At 69.4% G+C, this 16146-nt stretch carries 10 protein-coding genes and 2 tRNA genes; 8 read left to right on the top strand and 4 right to left on the bottom strand.

What is annotated here, in order from left to right:
- Positions 1–31: 31 nt before the first annotated feature.
- The 3 genes from ACTMTJ_RS29100 to ACTMTJ_RS29110 are packed head-to-tail and all read left to right on the top strand — an operon-like array spanning position 32 to position 3131.
- On the top strand, positions 32–1714 hold the full coding sequence (locus ACTMTJ_RS29100) for a replication initiator (RefSeq protein WP_441221502.1): 1683 nt from the start codon (positions 32–34) through the stop codon (positions 1712–1714).
- 20 nt (positions 1715–1734) lie between these two features.
- A complete protein-coding gene (locus ACTMTJ_RS29105) occupies positions 1735–1953 on the top strand; it encodes a helix-turn-helix domain-containing protein (RefSeq protein WP_441221504.1) in 219 nt (72 codons plus the stop codon).
- On the top strand, positions 1953–3131 hold the full coding sequence (locus ACTMTJ_RS29110) for a site-specific integrase (protein ID WP_441221506.1): 1179 nt from the start codon (positions 1953–1955) through the stop codon (positions 3129–3131). Before ACTMTJ_RS29105 ends, ACTMTJ_RS29110 begins: the two co-directional genes overlap by 1 nt.
- A gap of 92 nt (positions 3132–3223) precedes the next feature.
- On the opposite strand, the gene ACTMTJ_RS29115 is transcribed toward ACTMTJ_RS29110, so the two are convergent.
- Positions 3224–3294, bottom strand: a tRNA-Gly gene (locus ACTMTJ_RS29115).
- A 131-nt stretch (positions 3295–3425) separates the two neighbouring features.
- On the opposite strand from ACTMTJ_RS29115, the gene ACTMTJ_RS29120 reads away from it, so the two are divergent.
- The 4 genes from ACTMTJ_RS29120 to fxsT (ACTMTJ_RS29135) all read left to right on the top strand — a co-directional run bounded on the left by ACTMTJ_RS29120 (position 3426) and on the right by fxsT (ACTMTJ_RS29135) (position 9981).
- Positions 3426–3499: transfer RNA gene (locus ACTMTJ_RS29120), tRNA-Pro, on the top strand.
- A 535-nt stretch (positions 3500–4034) separates the two neighbouring features.
- On the top strand, positions 4035–5219 hold the full coding sequence (gene fsxC, locus ACTMTJ_RS29125; protein ID WP_441221508.1) for an FxsC protein: 1185 nt from the start codon (positions 4035–4037) through the stop codon (positions 5217–5219).
- Positions 5220–5323: 104 nt separating this feature from the next.
- A complete protein-coding gene (locus ACTMTJ_RS29130; protein ID WP_441221510.1) occupies positions 5324–6085 on the top strand; it encodes a TIR-like protein FxsC in 762 nt (253 codons plus the stop codon).
- Positions 6082–9981 carry an FxSxx-COOH system tetratricopeptide repeat protein gene (gene fxsT / locus ACTMTJ_RS29135; RefSeq protein WP_441221512.1) on the top strand — a complete coding sequence of 1300 codons (3900 nt, stop codon included), beginning with the start codon at positions 6082–6084 and terminating at the stop codon, positions 9979–9981. The genes ACTMTJ_RS29130 and fxsT (ACTMTJ_RS29135) overlap by 4 nt, the downstream gene beginning before the upstream one ends.
- On the opposite strand, the gene ACTMTJ_RS29140 is transcribed toward fxsT (ACTMTJ_RS29135), so the two are convergent.
- The 3 genes from ACTMTJ_RS29140 to ACTMTJ_RS29150 are packed head-to-tail and all read right to left on the bottom strand — an operon-like array spanning position 9970 to position 13008.
- On the bottom strand, positions 9970–11631 hold the full coding sequence (locus tag ACTMTJ_RS29140) for an aKG-HExxH-type peptide beta-hydroxylase (protein WP_441221514.1): 1662 nt from the start codon (positions 11629–11631) through the stop codon (positions 9970–9972). The two genes, fxsT (ACTMTJ_RS29135) and ACTMTJ_RS29140, sit on opposite strands and share 12 nt — an antisense overlap.
- Before the next feature lie 2 nt (positions 11632–11633).
- Positions 11634–12800 (bottom strand): FxsB family cyclophane-forming radical SAM/SPASM peptide maturase, encoded by a 1167-nt coding sequence (locus tag ACTMTJ_RS29145; protein WP_441221516.1) that lies wholly within the window; start codon positions 12798–12800, stop codon positions 11634–11636.
- Between the two features lie 10 nt (positions 12801–12810).
- Complete coding sequence (locus ACTMTJ_RS29150) at positions 12811–13008, bottom strand: FxSxx-COOH cyclophane-containing RiPP peptide (RefSeq protein ID WP_441221518.1); 198 nt, start codon at positions 13006–13008, stop codon at positions 12811–12813.
- A gap of 428 nt (positions 13009–13436) precedes the next feature.
- Between ACTMTJ_RS29150 and fxsT (ACTMTJ_RS29155) the strand changes: the two genes are divergently transcribed.
- On the top strand, positions 13437–16136 hold the full coding sequence (gene fxsT, locus ACTMTJ_RS29155) for an FxSxx-COOH system tetratricopeptide repeat protein (protein ID WP_441221520.1): 2700 nt from the start codon (positions 13437–13439) through the stop codon (positions 16134–16136).
- The last annotated feature ends 10 nt before the right edge of the window (positions 16137–16146 follow it).

Raw genomic sequence — 16146 nt, forward strand, 5'->3', positions numbered from 1 at the left:
CGACCCGCGACCGGGCTCCCGAGCCGCCCGAATGCGCCAACCCCTCGCCAAAGACGCCCTACGCCTGCTCGCCGAACAACACGGCGTCTGCGTCCGCCCCCTCGCCCTACGCCGCACCGACACCCACACCGGCCTCACCGAGGTCGTCGAAGTGCCCTGCGGGGCGCGGCTGGCCGCCAAGTGCAAGCCCTGCGCCGAACGCAACCGCCGTCTCCGTATCCAGCAGATCCGCGAAGGCTGGCACCTGGCCGACGAACCGGCCGTGCAAGCCGACCGGCCTACCGGCGAGGTGCTGGAGCTGATCCGCTACCGCGCACACCTGGAGTTCGCCCGCGAACAACTCATGTACGAACCCATGACACCCGACGAGCGGGCCGCCCAGCTGGCCGACCTCGACGCCGCCACCACCGAGGTAGACGAACATCTCGCACAAGCGAGCCTGCGCGGGCACCTGACTCCGCGCGACCGGGACGACCACCGGCCGCGCCGGAAGCGGTCCACCAGGCGGCGCCAGGACTCACCGGACCTGCCCCGCCTGCCGGTCGACGCGCGCACCGTCGGGCGGGTCTACGCCGGCAGGACTGGCAAGACCCACCGGCCCTCGATGCTGGTCACCCTCACCCTCGATTCCCACGGGTCGGTGCACCAGCACATCCGGCGCGGCGCCTACGTCCTGCCCTGCGAATGTGGCACCAGGCACGGCCAGCGAGACGACGTGCTCGGCACGCCGATCGACCCCGCCAGCTACGACTACCGGCGGGCCGCACTCGACGCCATCCACTTCGCCCGCGTCCTGGACCGCTGGTGGCAAAACCTACGCCGCGCCGCCGGGTGGAACGTCCAATACGCCGGCGCCGTCGAGCTCCAACGCCGCCTCGCCCCACACGCACACTTCGCGATCCGCGGCACCCTGCCCCGACGGCTGCTCAAACAGGTAGCCGGCGCGACCTACCACCAGGTCTGGTGGCCGGCCTTCGACCAACCGAAGTACACAGTGGACCGACCGCCGATCTGGGACACCGACCAGGGCGCCTACCTCGACCCACGCACCAAGCAACCACTGCGCAGCTGGAGCAAGGCACTGGACGAACTGGAAGACGAGGACGCCGAACCGGCCTACGTCGCCCGGCTCGGCCGGATCGACGCACGCGGCATCGAAGCCGGCGGCAAAGACACCGAACGCGCCATCCGCTACGTCACCAAATACGTCACCAAAGACCTCACCGAACACGCCGCGCCGCAATCGGACGCGCAGCGGGCGCACTTCGACCGGCTCCACGCCGCGTTGGCCACCCTGCCGTGCTCGCCTACCTGCGCCAACTGGCTGCTCTACGGAATCCAGCCGGACGGCGTCAAGGCGGGCCTGACACCCGGACGCTGTTCCGGCAAAGTCCACCAACGCAACACCCTCGGCTTCACCGGCCGACGCGTGCTCGTCTCTCGGCAATGGTCCGGCAAGACCCTCACCGACCACCGCGCAGACAACCGAGCGTGGATCAGGAGCATCCTCGGCGGTGGCCTGGCGGACACCGAGGAACAACCCCAAGCCGACCGGTACACCTTCGAACTGGCTCGGCCCGACGACCCCGACATCCCACCACTCGAACACCGCATCCTACGCGCCGTCTCCGCACGCATCCGATGGCGCACAGAGTTGCACCAAGCCAGACAACGCCTTTCGGCAACTCAGCGACCGAACCCGCAGGCCGCATGACCGGAGAAGGAGGACGCCGGATGGATGACGAGCTGCTGACCGCCGATGAGGTCGCTGCTCGACTCCGTGCAACACCCCGATTTGTGCGCCGGCTCGTCGCTGAGCGGCTCATCGAGTACGTCAAGGTTGGCCGGCTGGTGCGCTTCGAAGCGTCCGCCGTGGCGGCCTACATCGAGAAGAACCGCGTCGTACCAATCAGTCGCGCGCAGCTGCGCCGCTACCTGAGGGAGTCTGCCTGATGGCCAGGAGAAATGGCCGCCGCCGTTTCGGCAACGTCCGCAAGCTTCCGTCCGGCCGCCATCAGGCGCGGTACCTCGGACCGGACGGCATCGAGCGGACGGCGCCGAACACGTTCGAGACGGAGAAGCAGGCGGAGAAGTGGCTCACGATCGTCGAGTCCGAGATCATCAAGGGCGACTGGGCGGCGCCAGAGGCGGGTGAGGTGCTGCTCGGTGAGTACGCCCAGCAGTGGATCGCAGAACGCAGGCTCGCTCCACGCACTCGCGAGAACTACGAAGACCTGTACCGGCTACGCATCCGCCCGTACCTTGCAGACCTCGCCCTGGGCACGATCCGGCCCCAGACCATCCGCACGTGGCGCAAGAAGCTCCTCGACGGCGGCACGCCGGAGCCGCAAGCGGTGAAGGCGTACTCGCTGCTGCGGGCGATCCTGAACACGGCGGTCAAGGAAGACGAGATCATTCGGCAGAACCCATGCCGCATCAAGGGATACGACAGGTACCACACCCCGGAGCGACCGGTGGCGACCGTAGCCCAGGTGTACCGGCTGGCCGAAGCGGTGCCTGACCGGTTTCGGGCGCTCATCCTCGTGGCGGCGTTCTCCGGACTGCGCTGGGGCGAGTTGGCCGCCTTGCGCCGGTCCGATGTCGACCTGGCGGCTGCCGTGGTGCGGGTGCCCCGGAAGCTGGCCGCGCTGCGCAACCGGATGGAGTTCGGGCCGCCCAAGTCGGAGGCGAGCAACCGGACCGTCACACTTCCGGCGGCCGCAGTGACCGCGCTCAAGCCGCACCTGCTCCAACACGTCGCGCCCACCCCGGAGGCCCTGGTCTTCACCGGCGACAAGGGAGCGCTGCTGCGGACCGGCAACTTCGGACGGGCCGTGAGGTGGAAGGCGACCGTCGCCGCCGTGGGGCTGCCTGACGGCTTCCACTTCCATGACCTACGCCACACGGGCAACAACCTCGCCGCGTCGACAGGAGCGAGCACGCGCGAGCTGATGCACCGGATGGGGCACTCCAGCATGCGGGCCGCGCTGATCTACCAGCACGCGACCAGCGAGCGCGACCGCGAGATCGCGGCCGGCATGGACAAGCGGATCTCGAAGCAAGATCCAAAACGGAACAACCGGCGCAAGCCAGACGACCCGGACGACGGTCAGCTGGCACGCGTCGGCTAGTGGCACGCCAATGGCACGCAAGATCGAAAAGCAGCCCATGCGGGGCACAGTCATCGATGAAAAGTTGGCTCTGACCTGGGCCGGGACTAGAGAGCGGGCGACGGGAATCGAACCCGCACCGTCAGTTTGGAAGACTGAAGCTCTGCCATTGAGCTACGCCCGCGCGTGCCCCGACTATGCCGGGGCGCGCCACCAGAGTACTGGGTCGGGGCGGTCGGGCGCGCGCGGCATCCGGCCGGCCCGCGCGGGGCGTTGCGCCGGCCGTCGAGGTGACCGCATAGACTTCTCAGCGCACGGGGTGTGGCGCAGCTTGGTAGCGCACTCGCTTTGGGAGCGAGGGGCCGTGGGTTCAAATCCCGCCACCCCGACTTGACAGGCATCTGACCTGCATAAACACGGGCTGTGCCGGAGTCCCGTCGTCAGGGAACCGGCCTGGGCCCTCGGCCGCGCCGGCGAGCAGGCGTCGCGATCCCGACAGCGACTAAAGAGCCCGGCTTAACCGAGCGACACAGCCGGCTTTCGGGAGTAATCGGGCCAACTGTCGCTAAGCTGATATCCGGTGGCTTGCATGCTCAGGACACCGTTAGTGGCCTATGTGGGAGGTGCGCTCAAGCCGGGGAGGTTGTGGAATGCCAGCAGATGTTGTTATGCCCTCGTTACGGTCGCGCTGGCGACTCCCGGCAGGCAAGCCATGACCAGGCACGGAACATCGCGCACGCGCAAGTCAGCCGTTAGCGCGCCGTCAAGACCCGGATTGCCCACCGATGTGGAGAGGTATAACCTCCCCCTCGCGGCACGACTGTCCGATTCTCGGTCAACACCGGGCGGCGTGCTCGACCCCATACTCGGCGCCCCGGCGGAAACCACGATCGAAAGCTTCCGGCCCACCGAAGGAATGGACAGGTGCCGAATTTCTTCTTGAGCTGGGCCGCTGGCGAGGACGACCTACACGTCAGGCAGCTCTTCGTTGACCTCCGGCGCGCTGTGTCCACATTGACCGGCCAGCCGGAGCCCGAGTGCGGATTCTCCGGCGGTGTCCCGGCCACTCTCGAAGCGTGGCCGGCGGGCATGGTGCCGGCCCTTGCCGAGTCCGATGTGTTCGTCGCCCTGTGGTCCCCTCGCTACGCGCTGAACGAGGCGTGCGGGCGCCAGCTGTGGATCTTCGAGGAGCGCCTGCGCCGCCAGGGTCGCGAGCCCGGCTCCGGGTCGCCGGCACTGATCGTCTTGGCATGGGCGCTGGCCGACCCGATGCCCCAGCTCGCGAGCGCCACCCTCGTGCCCGAGTATGGCGGCACCCGGCGCGGGGTCCGCCAACTCGTGAAGTTGCGGGGACTCCGCGAGCGGTACGAGACCTTCGTCGCCGACGTGGCGCGGGAGATCGTCGCGGCCGCCGCCGACAGCCCGCCGGTCCTGGCTTCGATTCCGGCGCTGGCCGACACACCCAGCGTCTCGACGATGGCGGACGATCCCACGGACCAGGGCTTGGCGGGTACGCCGCACGTCCACTTCGCCGTCGCGGCCGCGAGCCGCGACGAGATGGACAAGGTGCGAGAAGACGTGCGTTTCTACGGGCCGTCTCCCGAGGACTGGCGTCCGTACCTGCCGGCGCTGACGGTGCCGCTGGCCCACCATGCCCAGTCGGTCGCCGCGGAGGCGCTCCTCCAGTCCGACGTCGGGTCGCTGGACGACTTCCTCGACCGGCTCGAACAAGCCCGGCGCGACAACCAGATAGTCGTATTGCTGGTCGACTGGTGGGCCACCCGGTTGGATACCTACCGGCGGATGCTCGCCGAGATCGACCGGCGCGGCCTCGGCAACACCGCGGTGCTCGTGCCGGCAAACCTGGCTGACGACGAGACCACCCGAAACCGCGACGATCTCGGGTTCGCGCTGCGGCGCACCTTTCGCGATGCGAGCCGGCGGCGGGATCCGCTCTTCCGCAGCGAGATCGAGACGCCGGATCGGTTCGACGCCGATTTGATCAGGGCCATCGAAGAGGCCCGCAACCAGGTCTTTCGCGATGGACCGGTGCATCATCTTCCCGCCGGCGACTATCCAGGTGAACGACCACTACTGAGTGGACCCTGATGCTTGCGGCAGCGCCCTACACTGAACTGCGGTCAATGCCGGCCGGCACCCTCGATACCCCTCCATCCCCTCGCCCGGGCGGCGGCGACCTCGGGAGTGACCAGGTGCCCAACAATCGTGCGACAAGTAGGCTCCGCTACTTCGTCAGCTATGCGCATGATTCGGGCCCAGACGACGAGCTGGTGCAGAAGTTTCACAACGACCTGAGCCATGACGTGCGGCTGCATTCAGGCTGGTCCGACGACCGTATCGGTTTCTGCGACAGCACCTTGCGGGCCGGCCAGCGCTGGTCGCCGGCGCTGGTCGAAGCGTTGTGCACGTGTCAGGTTTTCCTCGCCCTGTGCAGCCACCATTACTTCGAGCGCCCGGCGTGCGGCAAGGAATGGACGATCTTCGCCCGGCGGATGGCGAAGGCACCGGCCCGGGTCGCCGGTCATCCCGCCTCCCTCGTTCCATTGCTGTGGGTCGTGCCGACCGGGTTTCCGCCCGTCGCGGCCCACTACCAGTACCGGGACGCGACGTTCGGCGACGAGTACCACGTCCAGGGGCTGCGCAAGCTGATGCTGCTGCGCAAAAACCATGACGCCTACTACAACTTCGTGAGTGGGCTCGCGTTGCACGTCGTCGAGCTCAACAAGCGATACGAGATCCCGCCGGAGCGCGGCCGCCCGGCCTTCGACGACATCGAGCCAGCCTTTCCCGACGGCGGCGACGACGGGATCGCGCCAGCCGGTGGATCGCGGCCTCCGCGCGGCCCCAGGCCGTCGGGCGGCCCACCGCGGCGGTCGAGGCCACCAGCCCCACCCAACAACATGCCCCGCTTGAACCCCATCCCGCCCGATCATTCAGGAGGCGACTCGCGATGAGTGGCAACGATCCTCGTCACTCCGGGCGCGTCGTCACCTTCTATTCGTACAAGGGCGGCACCGGTCGCACGATGGCACTGGCGAATGTGGCTTGGCTTCTCGCCGCCAACGGATACCGCGTGCTCACGATCGACTGGGACCTCGAGTCGCCGGGTCTGCACCGCTACTTCCACCCGTTCCTCCAGGACAAGCAGATCCGCCAGTCCGACGGGATCCTCGACCTGGTGCGCCAATACTCGGATGCCACCATGCAGTCCGGCGCCCGGCCCGAGCGCTTCGCCGAGCTCGCGCAGATCGAGGACTACGCGGTCTCGCTCACGTGGGACTTCCCGTCCGGCGGCGTCGTCGACTTCGTACCCGCCGGCCGGCAAGACAGCGCCTACGTCACCAAGGTCAGCACCTTCGACTGGGATTCCTTCTGGCGCAAGCGGCGCGGCGGTTGGCTGATCGACGCGCTGGCCGAAAACATGCGCAAGGCCTACGACTTCGTGCTCATCGACAGCCGCACGGGCAGCAGCGACACGGCTGGGATCTGCACGATCCGACTCCCCGACATAGTGGTCAACTGCTTCACGCTCAACACCCAGAGCACCGTCGGCGCGGTCGCGATGACCCAATCCATCATGAGCCAGTGCGACGCCGTCGTCTTTCCCCTGCCGACCCGCATCGACGCCGGCGAAAAGCAGAAGCTCGACCGGGGGCGCAGCTTCGCCCGGCGCAGCTTCGAGCCGTACCTGACCTTCCTGGAGGGCGAGGATTCGGCCACCTACTGGGACAGCATGGAAGTGCCGTACATCCCTTACTACGCCTACGAAGAAGTGCTGGCCGTCTTCGGTGACACGTCGTCGGCGGGTGGCTCGCTGCTCGCCCGCTATCTACGGCTGGCCGGCCGCATCGCGGGCCATGACTGCAAGCCACTGTCCATTGGAGACGCAGAGCGGATGGCGGTGGTTCGCGCCTTCGAGCAGTCCACGCCACCCGAGCCGATGACCGTGCTCGTGGCCTACGCCCCGCTGGACCGCATCTGGGCGGAGTGGCTGCGCGACCGCCTGGGCGGTGCCGGGCAGCGGGTGCGGCTGTATTGCGTGCGCAACCCGGTGCCGAGCCTCGAGGGCGTAAACCGGCTGATCACCATTGTTTCCCGCGACCTGGTCCGCTACGCCGAGGCGGGCCGGCTGTCCCGACTGGCGGCCGAGCGGGTCGCGTCCGGTGACTCGCATTTCCACGTCACCCTTCGCGTCGACGCCACCCCGCTGGAGCCCGCCCCAGCGGCGCGATCGCTGGTCGACGCCATGGGCGTGCCGGAGGATCGGACGCTCGAGATGCTGGCTCCGGCGCTCGGCGGTGGGGGCAGCCGGCTGCGCCACCCGGACGACCTGTACGCCGAGCCGGCCGAGATCCGCTATCCGTCGGTGGGGGTGGAGTACTGGAACCTCCAGCTCGGCCGCAACGCCCGTTTCTCAGGTCGGGGCGCGCTGCTGGAAGAGATCCGCGACCGCCTACAGGCGAGCGGCACCAGCGGCAGCCAGCTCGCGCTCACCGGCCTGCCGGGAGTTGGCAAGACACAGCTCGCGATCGAGTACGTCTACCGCTTCGCGGCCGCCTACGACGTGGTGTGGTGGATCTCCGCCACCCAGCCCGGCCGCGGCCGCATCGCCCTGGCCGACCTGGCGCAACGGCTGAAACTCAAGCCAGGTACCGACGTGGAGACCCAGGTCGCCGCGGTGCTCGAGGCGTTGCGCGTGGGCAGCCCGACCCGGCGCTGGCTTGTGGTGTTCGACAACGCCGACGCGCCGAGCGATTTCGAAGACCTGCTGCCGACCGGCGCCGGCCACACGCTGATCACCTCGCGTAATCCACAGTGGAGCGCGCGGATGCCGATGCTCGACATCGACGTGTTTCAGCGCGAGGAGAGCGTCGAGCTGCTGCGGCGCCGGGTTTCCCAGATCGCCGAGGGCGACGCCCGGCGACTCGCCGCTCGCGTCGGCGACCTGCCACTCGCTGTGGAGCAGGCCGGCGGCTGGCTGGCGACCACTGGCATGGCGGTCGAAGACTACCTGCGCCTGCTGGAAGGCAGCGCGGCGCGTGCCATGGAGGAGAGCGCCCCGGACGAGTACCGGGAGACCATCACGTCCACTGTGTACGTCGCCTACGACGAGCTGCGCCAGCGCAACCCGGCGGCGGCCCGGCTGGCAGAGCTGTACGCGTGCATGGCGCCGGAGGCCATCCCGTACCGGCTCGTCTCCAACAAGCGCCTTACCGAGCTGCTGACCCCGATCGATCCACGCATGCACGACCCGATGCTGCACGCCACCCTCAACAGGGAGATCGGACGGTACGCGCTCGCCCGGGTCGACACCGGCGCACCGCGCACCGGCGTGGTCATGCACCGGCTCACCCAGGAGATCATCCGTTCCCGGCTCACCGAGGAGGAGCAGGCGGAGCGGCGCGCCGACGTGCACACGGTGCTCGCCGCCGTCGAGCGGGGCAGCCCGGACAATGGGGATAACTGGAAGGTCTACGAGGCGCTCCGCCCTCACCTGCAACCCTCCGGGGTGCTGGAGTCCGAAGCACCTGAAGTACGCCTGCTGGTCATCGACACGGTCCGCTACCTGTGGAAGCGCGCTGACGTCGCGAGCGCCGAAGAGCTTGCCCGCGCCGCGCTGCGCGAATGGTCGCCCCGCACCGGTCAGGACGACACCTCCACCCTCCGGCTCAACTACGAGCTGGCGGTGGCGTTGCGCTACGGGGGCAACGAGGACGAGGCGTACGAGCTCAACAAGGAGAGTTTGGCCCGGCTCCGCGCCACCCTGGGCGAGGAGCATCCATACGCGTTGCGCGCCGCCTCCAGTTTCGGCGCGGATCTCCGGGCTCGGGGCCAGTTCCACGACGCGCGTGAGTTGGACGAGCGCACCGCCGAAGCGATGCGTTCCGTGCTCGGCGACGACGACCCCCTGACTTTGGATGCAGTCAGCAACCTAGCGACCTCGCTACGGCTGGTCGGGGAGTTCTCCGAGGCTGCCCGGCTCGACCGGGAAACCCTGGAACGGCGGCGCAAGGTGTTGGGACACCGGCATCCGGCAACACTGTCTTCTCAGGACAATCTCGGCACCGACCTTCGAGAGCTCGGTGACCTGGCCCGTGCACGAAACAACGACGAGTCCGCCGCGAACGGCTGCACCGAGACACTCGGCCAGGAACACCCGCAAACCCTCCGTGCGGCGAAGAGTTTCGCGGTCACATTGCGCCGGCTCGGCGACCTCACCACCTCAGGCGATCTCATCTCGCAGACCTATGCCCGCACGGAAGGCCTGTTCGGCGGCCGGCATCGCGACACCATCGCCTGCCGGCTGGAGCTGACGTGCGTGCAGTGGGCGTTGGGCCAGCACGAAGACGCCCGCAAGGCCGGTGAGGAGATCTACGGCGTCTGCCGGGAGCTGTGGGGGCAGCACCACCCGCTCACGCTGGCCGCCGGCAACAACCTGAGTATCTTCCGGCGCTGGGCCGGTGACGTCGACAGCGCCCGGCGGTTGGCGGAACGCACCACCGAGCGGCTCCAGGCAAGCCTGGGCCCGCGCCACCCGCATACGCTGACCGGCCTCCTCACGCTGGCCAACGCGCTGTACGCGGACGGCGCGCGGGCCGAGGCGCGGCAGCGCGACGAAGCGGCGTACTCGCGGCTGCGCAAGGCCCTGCCGGAGGAGCATCCCACCGTGCTGGCCGCGGCGGTCAACTACGCCATCAGCCACCGCTCCGAAGACGTCGACCGGGCCGAGGCGTCGCACGCGGATGCCACTCAGCGGCTGCGGAACACACTGGGTGCGGAACACCCCTACGCCAGGTCCGCGGGTGACTGGATGCGCATCGACGTCGACATCGAGCCGCTACCGATCTGACGCCTCGTCGGGCAGGCCCGCCGCCAGCCACCGCGCCAGCGGGACGAGATCGAGCGGATAACCGGCCGCGCGCAAACGGTCGGCGACCGCGCACATCAGTTCCGGCCGGAGCACGGCCGCCCGAGCGTCGCGTTCGTCTGCCACGTGCAGGGCCACGGCGAACGCCACCCAGTCGTCGGCGTCGCCGGTCCGCGCCGCACGCTGCGCGAGCACGGTCGGCGCCACGTCGGGGAGCGGCCGGTCGCCACCCAGCCACGCCTCGCGCGCGGTCTGGGCGACGCGTGGTGCCCCGGCGACGACGCGTGCGGCGGATATCGGAGGGCACGACCTCCCCTCCTCCCACGCGCCCGCCAGAGCCTTCGCCTCCGCTCCGTCCACCGCGAGGTGGGCGAGACGCCAGCCGACCTCGCTCGCCACGGCGTACCGTACCGCGACCCGCCCCGCATCCTCCGAAACGGGCTCCGCCGCCCATCGGACCACGGACCGCCGCAGCCGCCGCACAAACAACTCGCCGTAGGCGGTCAGCTCTCCGCCTTCCGCGAGTTGCCGCAGCGCGGCGAGGGTATCCCGGCGCCAGTACGCGAACTCGAACTCGGCCAACCGAGCCGCCTCACCGGCGGTGGTGCGCCGTCGCGCTCGCCAGAACGCGGTCACGCCCGTGTACGCGTACGCGCCGTCCAGAAGAGGTCCGGCGGGTCGTGGATCCGGGCGCCAGGGCGCGTAGTACCGGGCCGGACCGCCGGCCTCGCAGAGCGGCACCAGGTCCGCCAACGCGCTCAGCTTAGCGTGCTGGTACTCGTGCAACAGCGCCTCGGCAAGGCGATCCACATCGGACGGTGCGGACAGTGCGACCGCGCCGAACGCCTCGCGTGACGTGGCACTGACCACGGCTCCCGGCGCGGGGTCCCGCAGGGGTACCAGGGCACGCAGTACCGCGCGCATGCCCGCGGCGTGCCGCGGCTGCTCGCGGACGAGGATGCGCCACGCGTCCTCGCACGCGCGCGCGAGGCGCTCCAGCCGAGCGGCCGGCAGCCGGCGCGCGACCGGATGGGTGTAGCAGCGCCGGTAGGGGTCGACGTCTTCGACGAGGAGCGAGAGCGCGTGTGGCCCTGAGCCCAAGGAAATCCTGCGTGCCGGCCGCCAATGCGGCGACTCGCGGGAGAACGGGGCATCGAGCCGAATGCGCCGTGCGGTGCCTTCGAATGTCAGCCGCTCGCCGTCGCCACGCAGCCGTACCGCGCCGTGCCCAAGGCCGGTGGCGGCGCCCACCCCGGGCAGTACCAACCCATCACGCACCGCCGGCAGGGTGAGCTCGAAGGTTATCCCGGCCGAGGTGGCGGCCGCCGCGGCGAGCGCGGCGAGATAGCCGGCGCGCGCCCGCTCGGCGCTGGCTCGCAGCGTCCGCGCGGCCCATACCTCCAGAAACGGATGCCGCAGGGCCTGCTCGACAGCGGCTGGCGCGGCCGCCTCCACGTCGGCGAGCAGGCCGAGGGCGTCCCGCGCCGCCGGACCTACCCGTTCCACCGCGCCGAGTACGAGCAGGCGTTGCCGGGCGAGCCGGCCGTCGGTCAGGACGGCGATCGCGTCCGGCGTCCCGTATCCGCTGGCGAGGCTGAGGAACTGATCGCGGGTGAGCGTGTACCGGTCCATGTTCAGGCGCTCGCGGCGAGCCGGCGGACGGCCAGTTCCGCCTCCAACCGCTTCCGGACGTGCCCCACGAGCTTGAACAGGTCCGCGCAGTACACCGACGGATGCCGGAACCCGCCGTCCGGCCCGTACCGGTGTGAGAACTGCCCGCCACCGCAGACGGAGCCGACGGGACAGGCGCGACAGGCGGGCGCGAGATCCCCCCAGAGCCGGCGCAGTGCCCGTACCCCCGGGTGATCCACCAACACGTCGAACCCGTCTCGCTGGACGTTGTATCCGGTCGCGCCCTTGCCCTGTGCCGTCGTCTTGAGGGCGTCCGTCAGTTCCAGCGCGCCGTCCGTTTCCACGGTGATCGCGTCCGGCGAGTTGAAACCCAGCCCTTCGGTGTGGCTCTCGCCGCCCACGAGCAGGGTGATCAGGGACTCGAACAGGCGGATGGCCGTTTCGCGACGCGGAGCGGCGAACCACCGGTCGAAGATGGGGATGAGCCAGTCGGCGTACGGCGTGCCGGCCGCGCCCGGCTCCCGGCCGGGTGGCGGGTGCACCCAGTTTCCGAGCGGCAGCAGCAGGTCAAGCTGCGGCGGGTCGAACTCGAGCAGATCCTCGTACACGCCGACCGGATCGTTTGCCAGGTCGATAGTGCACAGCAGGCCGGCGTAGAGGTCACGATGCTCGGGCTGGTTCAGGGTCCGCAGGGCACGCCGTACGAGATGGAAGCTGGGCCGGCCGTCGGCGAATCGCCGGTGCCGGTCGTGCGCGACCGATCCACCGTCGACGCTGACACCGACGCCGATTTCGCGGCGGTGAAACACCTTGAGAAATCGGTCGTCCAACAACGTGCCGTTGGTCTGCAAGGTGACATCGACCCGCGTACTGGCGGGAACCGCACGCCGGATGGCACCGACGGCGGCATCGATGACATCAGGGCCGGCTAGCAGCGGCTCCCCGCCGTGCAGGACCACGAGCAACTCGGGAAGTCCGTGCCGCCGCGCGTGTTCGCCGATCCGCATAGCCAGGGCGGCGACGGTCTTCGGCGACATCACGTTCGGCCGGGTACGCCAGCTCTGATCCACATGGTGGTAGACGTAGCAGTACCGGCAGGACAGGTTGCACCGGCTGTGCAGCTTGACGATGAACTGCCGGAACGGGGTGCCAACTGGCGTGGTCCGCATCGTCGGTGATTCAGCTCGGACGGGGAAGGCAAGCGTTGAAGGCCGCGACCCGGTTGCGCGAGCCGTTCGCCGCCTCCTCCGCCACACGCCGTAGGCAATGGTCGAGCGCGCTGTCGCCGGACTCGCGCAGGGCCAACAGCTCGCGCAACGGCCGGTGCGCGGCGTCGACCATCGCGGTCGGAATCAGCTTCTGTCCGTTGTCGCTCATCGGGCCCTCGCCTTCCCAGGTGCTCGGGGGGTCGCACCTGTACCGGTCGGTGATGGTCGTCGTGGCGGCCGAAAAGCCAATCAGATTCCGGGCGCCACGCTTCTATGCTCCGCTACGAGGTTCGTAGACATCACATTTCTGTCGTAGTTCGACAAGGCTTGACGGACCATCGCCCCTGCGCCTTCAATTGACTACCGTCGCTTGACGGACTTTGACGATCGTTGACACCATCGAAGCCCAGGGAGTGCGGCGTGGCGGTGGCAGGACCAAATCTCGGCCGGCCACCTGACGGACATTTACGAGATTTAGTCCTCGCCCTCCGCGACTTACATCGCGACGCGGGAAAGCCCGGTGTGCGACGGATCAGTGCCGCGATCAGGGATCGCGAAGATTTTCGCGACACCGTCAGCCATGAGACGATCAGCGCGATGCTCCGCGGCACCGCGCTCACCCGGTGGGTCAAAGTCGAGTGCGTGGTGCGGCAGCTCGCTGACTGGGCGGTCAACCGCCGGGATCCCGACGAGGAGGTGCGCCGGTTTCACCGGTTGTGGCTCGCCGCATCGGACCCGACCGGCGAGTCAGCATCGGTGGAGGCGCACACCGCGCCCTCACCACCGGGCCGAGCCGCGGAGCCTCGTTCCACCCGCGCCCTCGTGACCAACCTTCCCGGACGCAATCCCGCGTTCACGGGGCGGGATGGCGTGTTAGCCCAGGTCCGCGAAGCGCTGCTGCGCGCACCACGCGTCCCGCTCGCCCTCTACGGCCTCGCCGGCGTGGGTAAGACTCAGCTCGCCGCCGAGTACGCCCACCGCTGGGCCGACGACTACGACGTGGTCTGGTGGGTTCCGGCAGAGCATCCGTCGCAGGCGGTCGCCGCCCTGGCGGCCCTGGGCGAGCGGCTGGACCTTCCGGATGCGACCGACATACGGCAGGCCGCCCGCGCGGTGCTCGACGCTCTGGAGACGAGCGCCCTGCGTTGGCTGGTCGTCTACGACAACGCCGACCTCCGTGAGGACGTCGCGCCGCTGCTGCCGTCCGCTGGCGGCCACACGATCGTGACGTCACGCAACCCCGTCTGGGCCGCGTCGAGTGGATCACTCGCGGTTGACGTGTTCAGGCGCGGTGAGAGCATCGCCTTCCTCCGCGGCACCGGTGCCGCCGGCTCGGTGGAGGATTTCGACCAGCTGGCCGAGCGGCTCGGCGACCTGCCCCTCGCGCTGGCCCAGGTGCGGTCGATGCAGAAGGCGACCGGAATGCCGGTCGCCGAGTATTTACGGCTCTTCGCGGCGCACATGGACGACCTACTCTCCACCGGGCGCCCGACCGGCTCACCCGCCAACGTGGTCGCCCTCGTGGACCTCGCCTTCACCCGCCTCGCCAACGAGGTGCCCGCAGCCGCTCAGTTGCTTGAAATCCTGGCCTTCATGGCACCCGACCCGGTGTCCCTCGTCGTGCTTCGCAGCGGCCGCGACGGCGAGATCGCGCCACCGCTGAGCCGCGTGCTGTATCAGCCCGACGCACTGGAACGGATCGTCGGCGAAATCGGACGCTTTGGACTCGCTCGGTTAGACCTGGATAGCCAGCGGATCCAGGTGCACCGGCTCGTGCAGTTGGTGCTGCGCGAGCGGCTCAGCGCGGACGAGACCTCCCGCATCCGCGGCGAGGTACACCGGCTGCTCGGCGCGGCCAACCCCGGCGACCCGGACAATCCGGTGACGTGGACGATGCACGCGGAGGTCGGAACACACCTATTGGCCTCCGACGCGATCAACTCCAGCCAGATGCCGGCCCGCACCGCCGTGCTCGACCAGATCCGGTATTTGGAGCGGGTCGGCGACCTGGAGGCTTCCGCCCGGTTGGGCCGGGCGGCGGTCGACGCGTGGAGCCGGCCGCCGGACGCGGGCGGCCTCGGCGCGGACCACGAGTTGACCACGCTCGCGACCCGTCACCTCGCCTACGCGCTACTCGCCCTCGGCCACTACGACGACGTCCGATCAATGATCTTCGAGACGTTGGCCTCCCTCCGCGAGAGCCCGCACTACGGCCCCGACCACTCCCACACACTCGCCATGGTCACGATCGCCGCCTACTTCTTGCGCGTCACCGGCGACTACCGTCAGGCGCTCGCGCTCGACGAAGACCGCGTTGACCGGCTGCGGCGCCTGTACGGACCCCAACACGTGCGCACCCTCAATGCCCTCAGCAATCTCGCCGTCAACCTGCGCCTCACGGGCGAGATCAGCCGAGCGCACGAGATCGATGCGAAGCTCGTCGAGACGCTGCGATCGCGCTACGGAGACGAAGACCCACGTACTTTCGTTTCCATCCGAAACCTCGCTCGAAACCTGTACGACCTGGGCCGCTACCAGGAGGCACACGATCTCCAGCGAAGATACGTGCCGATGATGGCGCAGCGGCAGGGCAATCGCAGTGACGACTTGCTGCGGGCGGGACGCACAGTGGCGATCGCGCTGCGCAAGCTCGGTGAGCACGGCGCGGCGGTGGACGAGGCCCGGCGCAACTATCAAGCCAGCCAGCAGCGGTTCGGGCCGGACCACGAGCACACGCTCGCCGCGATGATGAGCTACGCCAACGCGTTGCGCACCGTCGGCGACCCCATCGGCGCGCGCAGCCTCGCTACCGAGGCGCTTGCCCGGTACCGGCGGATCTTCGGCGACCTCAACCCGCACACGCTCGCCGCCGCCGCCAACCTGGCGGCCATCCTCCGCGCTCTGGACCGGTGGCGAGAGGCGCATCGGGTGGACGAGCGCACCTTCGACGAGATGCGGCGCGTTCTCGGCCCGGACCATCCGTACACGCTGGTGGTCGCGACCGGCCTGGCTACCGGCCTGGCGCACGGCGGTCTGCACGAGGCGGCCGCGGCACTCGGCGAACGGACCCTCGACGCCCTTCGCAGGGTACGCGGGACAAACCACCCGGAGACCTGGGCGTGCGCGGCCAACCTCGCCCTCGACGTGTCGGCGTCCGGGGATCAGAAGGCCGGCGAGGCGCGCCGTCGGGAGGCGGTCGATGAGCTCGGACGGCTGCTGGGCCCGGCACATCCAGACGTACGGAGGGCGGAGCGGGGCGAGCGGATCGAGTGCGACATCGAGCCGCCGCCCACCTGAGTTGGGCGTG

The sequence above is a fragment of the Phytohabitans sp. LJ34 genome, from assembly GCF_052068095.1.
Lineage (GTDB): Bacteria > Actinomycetota > Actinomycetes > Mycobacteriales > Micromonosporaceae > Phytohabitans.

What these genes read in the sequence shown, in the direction of transcription:
- ACTMTJ_RS29100 (WP_441221502.1), top strand. Translation starts at nt 32, where the DNA reads ATGCGCCAACCCCTCGCCAAAGACGCCCTACGCCTGCTCGCCGAACAA.
- ACTMTJ_RS29105 (WP_441221504.1), top strand. Translation starts at nt 1,735, where the DNA reads ATGGATGACGAGCTGCTGACCGCCGATGAGGTCGCTGCTCGACTCCGT.
- ACTMTJ_RS29110 (WP_441221506.1), top strand. Translation starts at nt 1,953, where the DNA reads ATGGCCAGGAGAAATGGCCGCCGCCGTTTCGGCAACGTCCGCAAGCTT.
- fxsT (WP_441221512.1), top strand. Translation starts at nt 6,082, where the DNA reads ATGAGTGGCAACGATCCTCGTCACTCCGGGCGCGTCGTCACCTTCTAT.
- ACTMTJ_RS29140 (WP_441221514.1), bottom strand. Translation starts at nt 11,631, where the DNA reads ATGGACCGGTACACGCTCACCCGCGATCAGTTCCTCAGCCTCGCCAGC.
- ACTMTJ_RS29145 (WP_441221516.1), bottom strand. Translation starts at nt 12,800, where the DNA reads ATGCGGACCACGCCAGTTGGCACCCCGTTCCGGCAGTTCATCGTCAAG.
- ACTMTJ_RS29150 (WP_441221518.1), bottom strand. Translation starts at nt 13,008, where the DNA reads ATGAGCGACAACGGACAGAAGCTGATTCCGACCGCGATGGTCGACGCC.
- fxsT (WP_441221520.1), top strand. Translation starts at nt 13,437, where the DNA reads ATGCTCCGCGGCACCGCGCTCACCCGGTGGGTCAAAGTCGAGTGCGTG.